Origin of the sequence: Pseudoxanthomonas sp. UTMC 1351 (assembly GCF_040948865.1) — a bacterium.
Taxonomy (GTDB): domain Bacteria; phylum Pseudomonadota; class Gammaproteobacteria; order Xanthomonadales; family Xanthomonadaceae; genus Pseudoxanthomonas_A.
Genome location: NZ_JAVGJT010000030.1, coordinates 70,911 through 85,273, shown reverse-complemented (window position 1 = coordinate 85,273; position 14,363 = coordinate 70,911). Strand labels below are relative to the sequence as shown.

Below are 14,363 nucleotides of genomic sequence, written 5' to 3'. Positions count from 1 at the left end.
AACTGACCCGCACCCAGATCCTGCAGCAGGCCGGTACGGCCATGCTGGCCCAGGCCAATCAGGTGCCCCAGAACGTGCTCAGCCTGCTCCGCTAACGCTCCACAACGCTACACCTTGTAAGAAGTTCTCTGTCGTCAACGGACGGATTCGTCTCCCTCCGTCTTGGCAGTACTCAGCCCTCTTCCGGCAACGGAGGAGGGCTTTTTTGTTTGGAGTGGGGAACAGGGAACGGGGAATGATCGAGTTGGAGTGCGTTTAGGTAACGACTGAAGTAGCGATGAAAATTCAGTTCCGGCCATCTTTCATTCCCTGTTCCCTGTTCCCCGTTCCCGCTTCTGCTCCCAGTGGCACAAACCCTGCATCTCCCCAAACCAGCCCGCATTTCTCACTGACCGGCCGATGTCATGGCGGCAGTGGGAGACGGAGAAATGCGGGCCTAAAGATCGGCCTTGTGGGGCCGTTACTGGATATACGGGCGGGACCGCATCGTTGACGGTGCAGGGATCGTCCCTATGTCCCGTTCCAAAACAGAACGACCGGAAGGGAAACGACAGGAGGCTCGGCAGTGGCAGATTATTCAATGGGCTATGGCGGCATTGGCACCGGCCTGGACATCAATGGCATGGTGTCCCAGCTCGTGGCCGCGGATCGCGCGCCTGTCGAGTCCAGCCTCAACCGCCTGGAAACCGGCACCAAGTTCAAATTGTCCGCCTTGGGCACCGTCAGTTCCGCTTTCAGCGGGCTGGAAACCGCGCTCAAAGCGTTGAAAGCCAATACGGCCTTCGACACCCGTACCGTGAAATCCGGTACCGAAACCGTCCTGACCGCTGCCGCTGGCACCAGTACGCCCAACGGCAGTTATGCCGTAGAAGTGCTCGCCCTGGCGAGCGCCAGCAAGTGGGTCGGCAACGCGCCGACCGCGGCCGACCAGAAATTCGGCGCCGGTAAGTTGACGCTGCAGGTGGGCACGGAAACGCTCAGCGTCGATATTGCCCAGGACAGTACGTTGGCGGACGTGCGCAGCGCCATCAACACCGCGGCTGCCAGCAAAGGTATTCAGGCCAGCGTGCTGACCTCCAACGACGGCCAGTACCTATCGGTGTCCTCGGGTAAAACCGGTGCCGCCAACACGTTGTCGATCAGCGTCGCCGAAGGCGGCGCCGACTTGCAGGCATTGGTCACCGGCCTGGTGGAACGCACCCCGGCCGCAGACGCGCGCGTGAATATCGACGGGCTGGAAATTACCGCCAGCGCCAACAAGATCACCGATGCCGTACCGGGCCTGACCCTGGACCTGAAAACCCTGGGTACCAGCACCGTCACGGTGTCCGGCGACGCCGCCGCCAACCGCAAAGTGGTGCAGGACTTCGTCACCGCATACAACGCCGCTATCGCGGCGATTGGCGCCACTACCAAATACGACGCCGCCAACGATGCGCCTTCCGCATTGACCGGCGACGCACAGATACGCAGCGCTGCCAGCCAGCTCCGCGGCGCGTTGGGCAATCTGCTTGGCGATCTGGCCAAGCAGGGACTGGACGCCAAGACACTGGGCTTGCAGACCAAGGGCTATCCGACCTCGGATGGCAGTTTGGTGTTGGATACCGCCAAGTTCGACGCATTGATGGCGTCCAGCCCGGAGAAAGTCCGCGCCGCGCTCACCGGCGATGGCGGCTTCGCCGACAAGTTGCTGGGTACGGTGGGTGGCTATGTGGGCAGCGAAGGCGCCTTCACTCAACGCACCAATGGGCTCAACGCGCAGCTCAAGGATGTCGCCGCACGCCGCACCGCCCTGGACGCACGCATGGAAGCGGTAGGCAATCGCTACAAGGCGCAGTTCATCGCCATGGACTCGATGGTGGCGCAATTGAACAGCACCAGCTCTTATCTCGCCCAACAACTCGCCGCCCTGGCGGCGCAAACCAGCTAGCAATCCGACCGGCGTCAACGCCAACCGATGCCTCAGGAGAAATAGGATGTCGCCAAATTCATACGCTGCCCAGTACCGCCAGACCGGACTCAGCAGCGCGGTCATGGAAGCTGATCCGCACCGCTTGGTGGCACTGCTGCTGGCCGGCGCCTGCGATCGCATCCGCTTGGCCGAAGCCTGCGTCATTCGTGGCGATCTGGCACGCAAGGGCAAGGCGATTGGCGAAGTCTGCGCCATCATCGGCCATCTGCACGGATCGCTGGACCACGAAGCCGGCGGCGAAATCGCCAGCAGTCTCTCTTCGCTTTACGACTACCTGCAAGGCCGGCTTATCGAAGCCAACCTCAACAACGACGAATCCGCGTTGCGTGAAGCGCTGGAGCTGCTGGGAGAAATCGAGTCGGCCTGGAATGCCATTCCATCCGAACAGCGCCAGCATCCGGCCGTGGCCGCGAGTGCCTGATGGAAGCGGCCCTGATGGAAACGGCGATGACATTGGACGAGCTGCTCGCCGATCTGCAGACCATGCAAACCAATTTGCAGAAGGGAGAGTTGCAGGTGGTGGAGCATTCGCTGGTGCAGCACGATCGCAAAGTCCGCGAATTCATTCATAGTCCCGCCGGCCGGGCTGCCACTCACGAGCAGCTGGCGGCATTACTGCACGCTCAATACGGATTGGAGCGAAACTTGCGCAAATCCCGGGATGAAATTGCCGGGCTGATGCAGGCTTCCACCAAAGCCGACCGCGCCACGCGCGCCTATCTGGTCACTGCCGAGACCTGATCATGCCGAACAAAGTGCCCATGCTTGAGCATCCGGCGGAGACCGAACTCTTCAGTGCCGCGCTGACCTGCGAAGCCTGGCTGCCGGTGCGCTTCGTCGCCGGCGACCGGCCGTTGCTGCAACAGCAATCCGAGGCGCTGCTGCACGGCTTGGCCGTCGCCGAAGACCTTCGCAACGAAGATCCGGAAGACCGCGGTGAACTGCCCCAATCCATGCAACGCATGGAAGCCAAGCTGGACCTCATCCTTGGGCTTCTAGGCAAACTGGCGCGCCAACGAGAAGATGCCCTGCCCGTCTGCCCGCTGCGCTGGTCGCACCGAGGCCTGCGCCTCGATCTGCCACAAGCCGTGGACAGCGTTGCGGGAACAGGCGGTGTCGTGCTGTTGCAACCTGTCGCCTGGCTCAGCGACCACATTGAATTGCCGGTGCATGTATTGGCGCAGGCAATCGGAAGTGAGAAGCAACATCATTTGTGGCTGCGCTTTGGTGCGCTCAACGCGGGCTTGAAGGATGCACTGGAACGTCATTTGTTCCGTCAGCATCGTCGTCAAATCGCCGAAGCCCGACAGGCCGCGCTCGACAGCGATCGCGACTGACGCTTCGTTGCTGCGCGCAGATCGCCGCAAGCTCGCGGCGCATCGTCACCCCTACATCACGGCCACCATGCCGCGCAACCGCCGAACTGTGATTCGAGTCTGGAATCGGCATCCCTTCGCCTCGGACGCTTGGCGTAGGAGCGTGAGCCGGCTATTGTGACTACCGAATCACAATACCGGTTACAACTTTCCCCCGTGCGTGTCCTGATCGTCGATGACCATACCCTTGTGCGGGCCGGCATTTGCCGTCTGCTGCAATCGCTGCCTGATGTCGAGGTCGTAGCGGAAGCCTGCAACGCCCAACAAGCCATCGACCTGGGCATCATCCACCGCCCCGATGTGATCCTGCTGGATCTGTCGCTGCCCGACCGCAGCGGTCTGGAAATCCTGCGACCGCTCCAGGAAGCATTGCCGCAGACCAAAGTGGTCATCATGTCCATGCACAACGACCCGACCCAGGTCCGCAGTGCGCTCGATCGCGGCTGCGCCGGGTTCGTGGTCAAGGAAGCGGCACCGATGGAACTGGAGCTTGCCCTACGCGCCGCGGCTGCCGGCCAGGTTTTTCTGAGCCCGCAGGTTTCCTCCAAGATGCTGGCGCCCATGCTGGCGAACGCTCGCCCCACCGGTATCCAAGCCCTATCGCCGCGCCAGCGCGAGATTCTGGGCAAGCTGGGTGGCGGCATGAGCAGCAAGGAAATCGCCGCGGTGCTGGGCATCAGCGTCAAGACGGTGGAAACCCACCGCGCGCGAATGATGGAGTCACTGGGCTGCCGCCGCGCCAATGATCTGCTGTTGTTGGCGGCGCGTCACCAGCATGAGCTGACGTAGTCCGCATCTTTTTTTCTGTTGTTTTGATTTCTTCTGTCTCGGCCTGGTGTGCATGCCGAACGTAGCGTGCGCTGCGCGCACGACTTAAAGGTCCGTGTTTCCTCTCTGCTTTTAGTTCTTGGCGCTGGCTGTTCCGCGACTGTTGGATTGCCTATCCGGGACTACATGGGATAAGCCGGGAAAAAACGGCACAAAAAGCTTGTGAAATAAGGGTTTTAAGGGGAATTGAGATAACGTCTGATGACGTTTGGCGCGACAGATGATTTTGTCGGCGCCCGGGGCTGAGCCCATAGAGCGACGCATGGTTTGACATTAGGGAGCAGCGGGCGAGTCTGGCGGCTCCCAGTCATTCTTAGAGCACTCATCGAGTAGCCGCATGCGGGCAAGCAGTTGTTCGACCTGCGAATCAGAGAGGCTATTCGTTGATTCGACTTTGGCCACGTCCAGCCAGAGCACGACTTCTGGCGTTCCCCATACATAACGGACCGCGATCCGCCTGATCTCTCGCAACGCCCTGTCACGAGCGCTTTGTCGCACGGTTAGGTTGTCAGCCGTAGCTACCCAAGGCTCGCCAGTCATCATCTGCGTCGTTTGCGCTGGGCAACCGGCGTCCTGCTCGCTTTTTTTCAGAATGTCAGCCAGAACGTTGCTTACCTGTCCGACCCAGTTCCTTTTCACTGTCATCGCTAGAGACCCTTCCCGTAGATAAAGCTCGGGCAAATTGCCCGCCGATTGATCGCACCTCGGCAACGGGCAATCCGTGGGTTATGCCTTCATAGAGCAGCCGCAGCAAGCGGCCGTAAAGCAGACGGGGCGGCCGATCCGCTCCTATCGTCGCCGCCACCGCTTCGTCCGCCAATTCAAGCGCGATGATCAGGTTGTCCTCGCTCACCTCGTGAGACGTAGCGAGCGAATCGTCTGCATCTGCCTGGGATCTGTCCTGAAGGGCTTCCAGCCGCTCCGGCCCGTCGCCCGTCAGCAGCCAGTTGGCGTTCCAGCCTTGTCCAACTAAAGCAGCAGCTAGAGCGGTATCGGGCACGCGCACATCGGACTCGTAATTCCGGTACGTGGCGACCGCCACTCCTAATTCTTGAGCGAATACCGCCTGCGAGCGATCACCACGAACGTAGCGAAGACGCGCGCCCAGCGACTCCATTGGTCGCGCGGCACTTTTCATGGCGAAAGCACCGCATAAAGCGCCGCACCAGGGCATATTGCGGCACTTTCGGTAAGTCTTTGATACGTCAACAGAAACGCCACGATAACTACGTTCGTACTGGAATCCCGAAGTGCCGCAGCCACGCAATCACCACGAACGTATTGACTGTCGCTACGTTTGTAGCTATATTTGTCCCACATACATACCTCATGTTTAAGACATCGAATGACCACTTCGGCAAACCTGAAAAAACCAGCCGCGCAGCGCGAACTGCAGGACTGGCACTGGGCGGATGTACTGGCGGCGCTACGTAAGCGTGGTTGGAGCCTGCGACAAATTGGGAAGGCGGAGGACTACTCGGACGGTAATGCGCTGGGGGAAGTCTCCCGCCGGCCCTATCCCAAGGCGGAAGCCATCCTGGCGCGCTATCTCGGCGTCAGTCATCCGATGCTGATCTGGCCCACCCGCTACGACACTAACGGCCAACCAAACCGGCGATTTGGCTGTGCGCCCATGCGCGGCCAACGACCTATTGACAAGGTTACCACCCCCTTGACGGGCCGCAATCCGCAAAAGGCGGGACAGCATGACTAGCCCTCATATCTATCGGTCGCCGACTCCAGCGGACGGACGACCATGAGCCGCCGTGCCCGCGCCATTAGCCCGGATAGCTTCACGGGCGATCTGTTCTCGATCCCGCGTGCCGCCGCGCTGATTGAAGGTTCGATGGATTATCGACGTCCCGTCAGCGCATTGGTCAGCCAGATGCTGGCGGACGCTACGGCCTCGGGCATCGATCGCTACGAGGTGGCCAGCCGCGCGAGTCGGCTCACCGGCAAGGATGTGAGCAAAGCCATGCTCGATGGGTACACCGCCGAGAGCCGTGAGGAATTCAACGTGCCGCTGTGGGTGGCGCCGGTGCTGGAGACTGTCTGTAGCAGCACGCTGCTGACGCAGTGGAACGCGGGCGTACGCGGCGGGCGCTTCCTAGTCGGCGCCGAAACACTGGACGCTGAGATCGGTCGGGTCAGCCGCGAGATGGACAGCGCCGCCGCGCAGCTTAAGCAACTGCGCGATCTGCGCCGCCGGGTGCCGTAGTGGCTGACGGTGATGTTCGCGCGCAGGAGGCGTTCGACTTAGCAGCCATAGCAGCGGCGCTCGGTCGCCATAAGACGGTCGTCGAGAAACGTGCAACCAGGGAAGAATGGTTCTTCGAAAGTCGCGCCGGCCGTGGGGGCCAGAAGCGGTTTTACCCTAAGACCACATTGCCACCTGACGTGCGCGACGCCCTGCATCGCACCGCTGCCTTACGTGCTGCCGAAACCATCTCCGCGAGCGCCCACTATCAGGCCGGTGTCGCCACGGCACGCCGCTTGGCCATCACCAAAACCATCGACAGCGCGGTTGAGCAACGCCAGCGCGAGCGTGGCGCCATCGAGGCTGCAGGCCTGGATGGCAAGCGTAAAGCGCGCATGGACGCCAAGTTGGAACTGGTCGCACGCCTTGGCGCCTTCGCCCAAGCTCGGGCGCTCGGCAAGTGCGCGGCAATGGTCGACTTCTGTGCGGCTTATAACAGCGGTGAGTTGACGGTGCCGCTAACCGTGCGCCAACACACCGGCGCGGACCTGTGCCCACGCACCCTGCGTCGCTGGCGCAACACGATCCAATCACAGGGGCCGGCGGCGCTGGCGGGTGCCTACGGCAATCGCGCGGGCACCGGCGCATTGGATACGCATCCAGAGCTACGCGACTTCGTGATCGGCTTGCTCGCCGACAAACCGCACATCAGCGGCAAGCTGGTGCACGTAGCTATCCAGACCCGCTTCGCGCATTCCGACGTGCCATCGCTCGATCTGCGCAGCGTGCAGCGCTGGCTAAAGAAGTGGAAAACCGACAACGCGGAGCACTTCCTCGCCCAGACCAATCCGGATCAGTGGAAGAACCGCTACATGGCGGGCTTTGGCAGCCTGACCGATGGCATCACCCGCGCCAACCAGCTATGGCAACTCGATAGCAGCCCGGCCGATTTGCAACTGGTCGATGGTCGCTACAGCCTGGTCGGCGTCATCGATCTGGCTTGGCGCGGTTTGCGCTTGCACGTCACTAAGACCAGCACGGCCGAAGCGGTATGCCAAGTCATGCGGCGGGCCATCCTGGAATGGGGCGTGCCGGAAGCGGTCAAGATGGACAACGGTCGCGATTACGCCAGCGACCGCGTCGCATCGTTGCTCGCTGGCCTGCATATCGAGCCACGTTTCAGCGCACCGTTCAGCCCCTGGGAAAAGGGCAACATCGAACGCGCATTCCGCTCTTTCAGTCACAACCTTCTGGAGCTGCTTCCCGGTTACAGCGGCCACAACGTTGCCGAGGCGCAAGCCATCCGCGCCCGCACGGCTTTCGCCGACCGGCTGTTCAAGAAGAATGAAGTCATCGAGCTGAAGCTAACCGCCGCCGAGCTGCAGCAGTTCTGCGACCAATGGTGCGAGGCCTACTACGCGCACGAGGAACATGAAGGCCTCAACGGCATCACGCCGTTCCAACGCTATGCCGAGTTGCGCGACGTCGTCCGTCGCGTCGGAGACGTGCGCGCACTTGATCTGTTGCTCGGCGAGGGCGAGCAGCGCACGGTGACCAAGAAAGGTCTGCGAGTGGACAAGCTTGTCTACATCGCGCCGGAGCTGGCCAGCGTGATCGGCCAACCGGTATTGGTGCGCGTCGACGACGCGGATGTTGGGCGGGCCGTGGTCTATCACCACGAGCAATTCTTGTGCGTAGCCGAGTGCCCGGAAGTCACGGGCGTGTCCAAGCGCGAGATTGCGATTGAGAGCAAGGCCCGCCAGACCAAGCAGGTCCAGCAGGCCAAGGCCGAGATGCGTGCGGCCAAGCGCAAGGCCAATACGGGCGACATTGCACGGGAAATCCTGATTCATAAGGCCGAGCAGCACGCCGCACTATCCGCCCTGCCGGCGCCCAACGTCATCCACCTGACACCGGCGCTCGAAGCGGCCAGCATCGCCGCTGACGCGCTGGATGCTCAGCCCGCCGGCCGCCCCGACATAGCGCCCACCACGATCGCCGACGTGGACGACGTGACCCATCTACTGCGCCGCGAGCAGGCGCAGGACGACACCGCCGAGCAGCGCTTCGCCTGGGCCATCGAGGTGCTGATGAAAGCGCCCGAAGAGCGCGACGACATACAGCGTCACCGCCTGAAGAACTACGTCAACAGCGATGAGTTCAAGGGCCGCTGGATGGTCTTCGAGTATTTCGGACCCGAAGCCCAGGGCCTTGCGCCCGAAACCGCCGCGCTACTGCCCAACGGCACCGAGCGCGACCGCCTTCTGCAAGCACAACAAGGGAACTGAGCATGCGCTCCAAGATAGTACCGATCAGCAACATCAAGCATCTGGCCGAAGCGGGCGAGGCCCTCCTTAATCGTGCGCCAGGCATGCCCGGGATGGGCCTGTGCTATGGCGCCAGCGGTTTGGGCAAGACCACCGGCATCGCCTGGCTCGCCACTCGGCAGTACGGCGTATTCGTCCGTGCGCTGCGGACCAGCACGCCCACCAGCTTGCTGGAAGCGATCTGCCGGGAGTTGCACATCGCCAGCCACAACCGCATCGCCCGCACGGTAGACGCCATCGTCAACAAGCTGGCTGAAACCGGCCGGCCGCTCTTTGTCGATGAGGCCGACTACGTCGTCAATCAGGAGCGGCTGATCGACACCTTGCGCGATGTGCATGACCTGTCCAGCGTGCCGGTGATCCTGGTAGGCATGGCCGGCATCGACCGCCGGATCTCGCTCAGTCCGCAGTTGGCGGGCCGCATGGCGCAATGGATCGAGTTCAAACCTGCCTCCATCGAAGACGCCCGTCAGCTGGCCAGAGAGCTATGCGAGGTCGCTGTGGCCGATGATCTGATTGCCGAATTGCACACCCGCGCTGCCGGCAGCATCCGCAACATCGTCGTCGGCCTGGGCAAGATCGAGCAGCACGCGCGCAATCGCGGCGGCAGCGAGATCGCCTTGGCCGACTGGCCCAAGACCGCGGACTTCTTCCTTGGCGCCAGCACTCGCGGAACGCGGGGCTGACCGATGTCACGCAAGACGCGCAAATTCGCACGTCGCATCTGCATGACGCGGGCAGCGGGCGGGCGTCATCAGTCCGACAAGATCTGGAAGGCCATGCGCATCCTGCGCCGCTTCAGCGTCGCCGATCTGGTCGCGGTGGTCGAAACCACTACCAGCAGCACCGTGGGCACCTACGCCAGCTTGCTGACCCGCACGGGCTTCCTGCGCGTTTGGCGCGGTACCGGCGGACGCATGCCCGCGAGCTATCAGTTGGTCCGCGACAGCGGTCCCATTGCCCCCTCGATCATGAAGCGTCGCACCGTCCTGTACGACCACAACACCGACACGGAGTACTCCCTCAATGCAAATCCATGAGCCCGACTGGCTCGACGTGCTACGTGCCGCCTGCCAGGCCCGCAAGCAATCTGTGGTTGCCGCCGAGATCGGCTACAGCGCCACCGTCGTCAGCCAGGTATTGAGTGGCACCTACAAGGGCGACTCGCGTGCGGTCCAACAGAAGGTGGAAGGGGCGTTGATGGGCCTGACGGTCGAGTGCCCCGTCATCGGCGACCTGCCACGCAACCGCTGCCTGGAATACCAACGCCAACCATTCGCCAGCACCAATCACATGCGCGTGCAGTTCTCGCGGACGTGCCCCACCTGTAAGCACCGGCGAGGGGCGGAATGAAACCCGCTTGCCCTTCCACTTTTGAGGACCGCTCTATGAAGACCCTGTTGAACGCGTTTAACAGTCCTTTTAATGAAGGACTGCACACCGCGCTGATCGCGCTGGACCGCCTGGATGAGCATGGTTGTGAGGTGCGCGCCATCGATATCCAGCAGCGCCGCCCGGTGATCACGATTGATCCTCCGCCAAGCGATGGGTTCCTGAGCGGTTCCATGAAGCGGCGCATCACCATCGGACGCGTGACCCGCACCGTCATCGCCGCGCCGTTCCACGGCTGCCAGGTCGAATGGCAGGTCAGCGAGCACCGGTTATGCCAGATGCGACGCGCATGACTGAATCCGAACCCGCGCCATTCGATGACGACGAGCCACCGCCCGTGGTGGCTGAGCGTCTGCGCGACCTTATCGATCCGTTCCGCCGTCTGGCGGAGTAACCCTGGAGACTTCCATGCCACAGCCGCACCCCGACATTCCCGCTGGTTATCGCCAGGACAACCAAGGCCGCCTGGTCGCAGCGAGCCAAATCCGACCGATCGACCTGCAACGCGACGAACTGGTGCAAGAACTGGTCGCCAAGGCCCGTGACCTGAGCACCCAGATCGGCAAGTTCAAGACGGAGTCGTTCAACGATATCGCCGCGTTCGTCTCCCTCAGCGCCGAGGCCTACGGGGTCAAGCTGGGCGGCACCAAAGGCAACATCTCGCTGCTGTCCTTCGATGGACGCTACAAGGTGCAGCGTGCCATCGCCGAGGCCATCGTCTTCGATGAACGATTGCAGGCAGCGAAAAGCCTGATCGATGAATGCTTGCGCGAATGGACCGAGGGCGCGCGCACCGAAGTGCGCACGCTGGTCCAGGACGCGTTCCGCGTGGACAAGGCCGGCAACATCCGCACCGCTCAGGTGCTGGGTTTGCGTCGGCTCGACATCACCGACGAGCGCTGGCTCCGGGCGATGCAGGCGATCGGCGACGCGGTGCAAGTAGTGGGTTCCAAGTCATATGTGCGTATCTACGAACGCGACGAGGAAAGCGGCCAGTATCACGCGATCCCACTCGACGTAGCGGGAGCGTGATATGACCGATCAGAGCGGACACAGCATGCGGACCCTCAACCTGGCGCTGACCATTGCCGACAGCGCGGTGCGCAGCGACGTGGAGATGTATTGCCGGACGACCTATGTGGACGGCGGCAGTCCCGCCTGCGACACCGGCCGCCCGGCCGAAGGCGGGCAGATGGAAGACCTGGTCATCGTCACGCGCGCGCTCGAATACATCGCTTTGCGTGGCGACGTATTCCCTTGGCGCTTGGATCGGCTCGCCGAAAACCCGCAGATTGTTCGATTCATCGACAAGGACTGAGCATTGAACCGCGATCAAGCCCTCCGAAAAATCCCGGCATGCCTTCGCATGGCGGGTTCCTCCAATCCGACGGAGTCGGCCACAGCGCTGCGCCAGGCGCGTGCGTTGATGGGCAGAGGAGACCGGCTCAGCATCGCCGTAAGCGGAAGTCACGCGGCTCAGCTGGAACTTCTGTGATGGCAGCCGAAAGCGACCTACGCCAACAGCAGATCGTCCGCATCCATGTGGCGAAGAAGCAATTGGGCCTGGATGAAGAAACCTATCGTTCGCTGCTGCTGCGGACAGGCGGCGAAGCGTCGTCGGCCAAAATGACGATGGCGCAGCGCAATGCGGTCATCGCGGAATTCGTGCGTCTAGGCTTCAAGGACGTCGACCGCCAGGAGCGCCGTAAGCGCTACCCCGGCCGACCAGCCAGCACGGATCAGGTGCCGATGCTTGGCAAGGTGGAAGCGTTGCTGACTGGTGCTAAGCGCCCTTGGTCCTATGCGCACGCAATGGCCGATCACATGTTCAAGGTTGCGCGGGTGCAGTGGCTCAACCACGATCAGTTGCACCGCCTAGTTGCAGCGTTGCAGACGGACGCTTCTCGGAAGGGACGCTGATGCTACTCGTTTCCTGTGACGCCATACGTATTGCCCAAGCGATGGATAGCGCTTTCGGTTTTGCGAAAAACGTCCGTAAGCCGATCTTGAAGTTCGCTGAACGCGTCAACCACATCTTCCGAAGGCACGCTTCTTTTGGCTTGGTTGCCATTTATCAGGTTCCGCAAGGCGCGGTTGAAATGAAAGGCCGAATCGAGAGCGCTGGTCACCTCAATGGCAACCGTAAGATCAAAGCGCTCAGCGACATCGTCAGCAGCGGGCGCAAGCTCAACAGAAGTGAGCAGGAACGGGCGAAGATACGGCTCAAGTGCCTCGGGCCTGATCGGTCCAGCCGCCATCTTGGTATACCTCTCCAGCTGCCGCTCTGCATCTGGGCGACGGCGCTTGGCTTCCTCATGAATTGCGATGAGAGTACGCATCATTATCGAGCCATACACCATCCGGCGCCGGTAAGCCGCGTTTTCTTCGATGATCTCGCGTCGGCCCCTTTCTTCCTGAACAAGCTTTCGGCCTTCCTTGGACTGCCACAGTCCTACGCCTACGGCAGCGAAAATGCCGATGACCGAGAACACCGCCTGAAACCATGCCGCCTGCGTGCTCGCAATCTGAGCATCGTCGGAGCTGATCTTCCTGGTGAAGTCGATAATCTCGTAACGGTGAAAAACAAACGCGATACCCAGTCCAATGGCTACAACCACGCAAGCCATGGAGATCGCGATTATTGGTCTCCTTCTTATCCAATCGTTCATCACGCTGTTTCCGTCTTTCGCTCAGATCGACAGAGTACGGGAGCCATCTAATGCGCGCCACTTGTCCCGACTGCGGCGCGCAAGCGCACCTGTCCGCCTTCTTCGTGGAGGACGATGGGAAACGCCTGGCCGCACTGCTCGCCGATATGCCGCCAGAATTAGGTCGCGCTGTAATCAGCTATCTAGGCCTGTTCAAACCGGCCAAAACTGCGCTGCGCATGGCGCGGGCAGTCAAGATCACGCAAGACCTGGTTGCATTAGTGGCTGTCGGCACCGTTTGTAAGGACGAGCGCAGTGGCGTTCACCGCCCGGCAACGGCGCTGACGTGGACAGCGGGTATTGAAACCATGCTTACGCAGCGGGCGTCGCTATCGCTTCCGCTGGAGAACCATAACTACCTGCGCGCTGTTGCGTATGGGCTGGCGGACAAGGCCGACGCCGTCGCCGAGCGTCAGCGCGAAGCGGATGCACGCGAGGGAAAGCATCTTACACCCCGTGTCCAAAAGGCTGCCCCATCAAACGAATCGAAGCTACAAAATCAGCTCACTTGGATCGAACAGCAGGTCGGCTTCGGCATGGAGCCGGCAGAAGCCGCGCGCCTGCGCGCCGAAGCCCGCAAGAAGTACGGACCTCCCGATGCCTGAATCCCCCGATCTGTTTGGCGAAGTTTCGCACGAAGCCCTGCAGGCGCTTCTGGAAGCCGATGGCGACCTTCCCCTCCCGCAGCGGCGCTGGGCACCGATGCTCGTTGATCTCTTGCGCGTGATCGAAGCCGCCCAGACGCGTCGCGGCGCCAGCAACGAGGCAGCCTTTACCATGGCAGTCACGACCGTTACGGCCGTCGCCGAGTACTTCGGCGGCCGTCCGCTGTACATTCCCCGAGGCGACCGCCTGCTGCTGGCGCTACGCGATGCCGAGATTTTTCGGCGCGCAAAGGCCGGCAGCATTGAGCCGCTGTCGTTGGAATACGGCCTGGGAGTACATCAGATCTATCGGATACTGCGGCAACAGCAGGCGCTGCACTTGCGTAAGATGCAAGGCCGTTTGTTTGAATGACCGGTACCTGATGATGGAAAGCGAAGAGGAAGCGAAAAGCAAAACGCCAGAGTGGATATGGCAGATCATCCTCATCAGTGGGGTAGCCCTGGCGTTTTTTGTGTGGTCTTCTTCGGACGACAAGGCACCTGCTAAGGCGCAGTGGGATCGTTTTGAGTTCTACAGCAACGAAGACCGTGCCGCCGTTGAGAGGGTAATCGCAGCCTGTCCTGGTCTGCGACGGTACCCTGCGGATTGGATGGTTGACGAGGTGGTTGAGCGTGCGGGATTGACTAACGTCCATATTGTGATAGCGAACCCGCTGCAGGACATGCCGTACGCTTACTACGCGACCGGCCATCATTGTCAGTTCCAACTCGGTGGTGATCGGCCGGATCGTGTGGCCGTGGTCAAGCGGCCGTGTGTAAGTGCCTGCCTGGACGAAAGCGCTCAATCCGAGACATCTACCTGGTTCGATATTCAGTAAGTTCAAGCCCCGCCTAGTGTGGGGCTTCTTCTTTAGCGTGCGCTAATCACATCGACCTCGCGCCCGCGCGCATTGTGCTC

General features: G+C 61.6%; 22 protein-coding genes. 20 read left to right on the top strand and 2 right to left on the bottom strand.

Annotated features, from left to right (window positions below; translation table 11 throughout):
* From AB6O04_RS17640 to AB6O04_RS17615, 6 genes are all read left to right on the top strand, one after another.
* Positions 1-95 (top strand): flagellin (locus tag AB6O04_RS17640; RefSeq protein WP_368565558.1); only part of this gene is annotated, 95 nt, incomplete at its 5' end.
* A 470-nt stretch (positions 96-565) separates the two neighbouring features.
* Positions 566-1,930, top strand: coding sequence for a flagellar filament capping protein FliD (gene fliD / locus AB6O04_RS17635; protein ID WP_368565550.1), 1,365 nt, complete (start codon positions 566-568; stop codon positions 1,928-1,930).
* Positions 1,931-1,976: 46 nt separating this feature from the next.
* Positions 1,977-2,393, top strand: a complete 417-nt coding sequence (gene fliS, locus AB6O04_RS17630) for a flagellar export chaperone FliS (RefSeq protein WP_368565549.1) — start codon at positions 1,977-1,979, stop codon at positions 2,391-2,393.
* Entirely contained in the window at positions 2,393-2,713 is a 321-nt protein-coding gene (locus AB6O04_RS17625; RefSeq protein WP_368565546.1) for a hypothetical protein, read from the top strand. The genes fliS and AB6O04_RS17625 overlap by 1 nt, the downstream gene beginning before the upstream one ends.
* Positions 2,714-2,715: 2 nt before the next feature.
* Entirely contained in the window at positions 2,716-3,309 is a 594-nt protein-coding gene (locus tag AB6O04_RS17620; RefSeq protein WP_368565545.1) for a PilZ domain-containing protein, read from the top strand.
* A 195-nt stretch (positions 3,310-3,504) separates the two neighbouring features.
* The gene (locus tag AB6O04_RS17615; RefSeq protein WP_368565557.1) at positions 3,505-4,137 is read left to right on the top strand and encodes a response regulator; all 633 of its coding nucleotides are present in this window, start codon (positions 3,505-3,507) and stop codon (positions 4,135-4,137) included.
* A gap of 634 nt (positions 4,138-4,771) precedes the next feature.
* Here AB6O04_RS17615 and AB6O04_RS17610 read toward each other — a convergent pair.
* A complete protein-coding gene (locus AB6O04_RS17610; RefSeq protein ID WP_368565543.1) occupies positions 4,772-5,314 on the bottom strand; it encodes a helix-turn-helix domain-containing protein in 543 nt (180 codons plus the stop codon).
* Between the two features lie 207 nt (positions 5,315-5,521).
* Here AB6O04_RS17610 and AB6O04_RS17605 point away from each other — a divergent pair, with 207 nt between their 5' ends.
* The 11 genes from AB6O04_RS17605 (at position 5,522) to AB6O04_RS17555 (ending at position 12,012) form a co-directional block, all read left to right on the top strand.
* Positions 5,522-5,890 (top strand): transcriptional regulator, encoded by a 369-nt coding sequence (locus tag AB6O04_RS17605; protein WP_368565540.1) that lies wholly within the window; start codon positions 5,522-5,524, stop codon positions 5,888-5,890.
* Between the two features lie 42 nt (positions 5,891-5,932).
* Positions 5,933-6,394, top strand: coding sequence for a hypothetical protein (locus AB6O04_RS17600; protein WP_368565539.1), 462 nt, complete (start codon positions 5,933-5,935; stop codon positions 6,392-6,394).
* Positions 6,394-8,661, top strand: a complete 2,268-nt coding sequence (locus tag AB6O04_RS17595; protein WP_368565537.1) for a Mu transposase C-terminal domain-containing protein — start codon at positions 6,394-6,396, stop codon at positions 8,659-8,661. The genes AB6O04_RS17600 and AB6O04_RS17595 overlap by 1 nt, the downstream gene beginning before the upstream one ends.
* 2 nt (positions 8,662-8,663) lie before the next feature.
* The gene (locus AB6O04_RS17590; RefSeq protein WP_368565535.1) at positions 8,664-9,386 is read left to right on the top strand and encodes an AAA family ATPase; all 723 of its coding nucleotides are present in this window, start codon (positions 8,664-8,666) and stop codon (positions 9,384-9,386) included.
* A 3-nt stretch (positions 9,387-9,389) separates the two neighbouring features.
* Positions 9,390-9,740 carry a hypothetical protein gene (locus AB6O04_RS17585; protein ID WP_368565533.1) on the top strand — a complete coding sequence of 117 codons (351 nt, stop codon included), beginning with the start codon at positions 9,390-9,392 and terminating at the stop codon, positions 9,738-9,740.
* The gene (locus tag AB6O04_RS17580; RefSeq protein WP_368565532.1) at positions 9,727-10,053 is read left to right on the top strand and encodes a hypothetical protein; all 327 of its coding nucleotides are present in this window, start codon (positions 9,727-9,729) and stop codon (positions 10,051-10,053) included. The genes AB6O04_RS17585 and AB6O04_RS17580 overlap by 14 nt, the downstream gene beginning before the upstream one ends.
* 35 nt (positions 10,054-10,088) lie before the next feature.
* The gene (locus tag AB6O04_RS17575; protein WP_368565530.1) at positions 10,089-10,385 is read left to right on the top strand and encodes a hypothetical protein; all 297 of its coding nucleotides are present in this window, start codon (positions 10,089-10,091) and stop codon (positions 10,383-10,385) included.
* Positions 10,386-10,500: 115 nt separating this feature from the next.
* On the top strand, positions 10,501-11,124 hold the full coding sequence (locus tag AB6O04_RS17570) for a DUF3164 family protein (RefSeq protein WP_368565528.1): 624 nt from the start codon (positions 10,501-10,503) through the stop codon (positions 11,122-11,124).
* Position 11,125: 1 nt separating this feature from the next.
* Positions 11,126-11,410, top strand: coding sequence for a hypothetical protein (locus AB6O04_RS17565; RefSeq protein WP_368565526.1), 285 nt, complete (start codon positions 11,126-11,128; stop codon positions 11,408-11,410).
* Between the two features lie 3 nt (positions 11,411-11,413).
* The gene (locus AB6O04_RS17560) at positions 11,414-11,587 is read left to right on the top strand and encodes a DUF2786 domain-containing protein (protein WP_368565524.1); all 174 of its coding nucleotides are present in this window, start codon (positions 11,414-11,416) and stop codon (positions 11,585-11,587) included.
* A complete protein-coding gene (locus AB6O04_RS17555; RefSeq protein ID WP_368565523.1) occupies positions 11,587-12,012 on the top strand; it encodes a gp16 family protein in 426 nt (141 codons plus the stop codon). Before AB6O04_RS17560 ends, AB6O04_RS17555 begins: the two co-directional genes overlap by 1 nt.
* A 2-nt stretch (positions 12,013-12,014) precedes the next feature.
* On the opposite strand, the gene AB6O04_RS17550 is transcribed toward AB6O04_RS17555, so the two are convergent.
* Positions 12,015-12,761, bottom strand: coding sequence for a hypothetical protein (locus AB6O04_RS17550; RefSeq protein WP_368565522.1), 747 nt, complete (start codon positions 12,759-12,761; stop codon positions 12,015-12,017).
* 50 nt (positions 12,762-12,811) lie between these two features.
* On the opposite strand from AB6O04_RS17550, the gene AB6O04_RS17545 reads away from it, so the two are divergent.
* The 3 genes from AB6O04_RS17545 to AB6O04_RS17535 are packed head-to-tail and all read left to right on the top strand — an operon-like array spanning position 12,812 to position 14,283.
* Positions 12,812-13,405, top strand: a complete 594-nt coding sequence (locus AB6O04_RS17545; protein ID WP_368565521.1) for a hypothetical protein — start codon at positions 12,812-12,814, stop codon at positions 13,403-13,405.
* Entirely contained in the window at positions 13,398-13,817 is a 420-nt protein-coding gene (locus tag AB6O04_RS17540) for a Mor transcription activator family protein (RefSeq protein WP_368565520.1), read from the top strand. The genes AB6O04_RS17545 and AB6O04_RS17540 overlap by 8 nt, the downstream gene beginning before the upstream one ends.
* Positions 13,810-14,283 carry a hypothetical protein gene (locus tag AB6O04_RS17535; protein WP_368565518.1) on the top strand — a complete coding sequence of 158 codons (474 nt, stop codon included), beginning with the start codon at positions 13,810-13,812 and terminating at the stop codon, positions 14,281-14,283. The genes AB6O04_RS17540 and AB6O04_RS17535 overlap by 8 nt, the downstream gene beginning before the upstream one ends.
* The last annotated feature ends 80 nt before the right edge of the window (positions 14,284-14,363 follow it).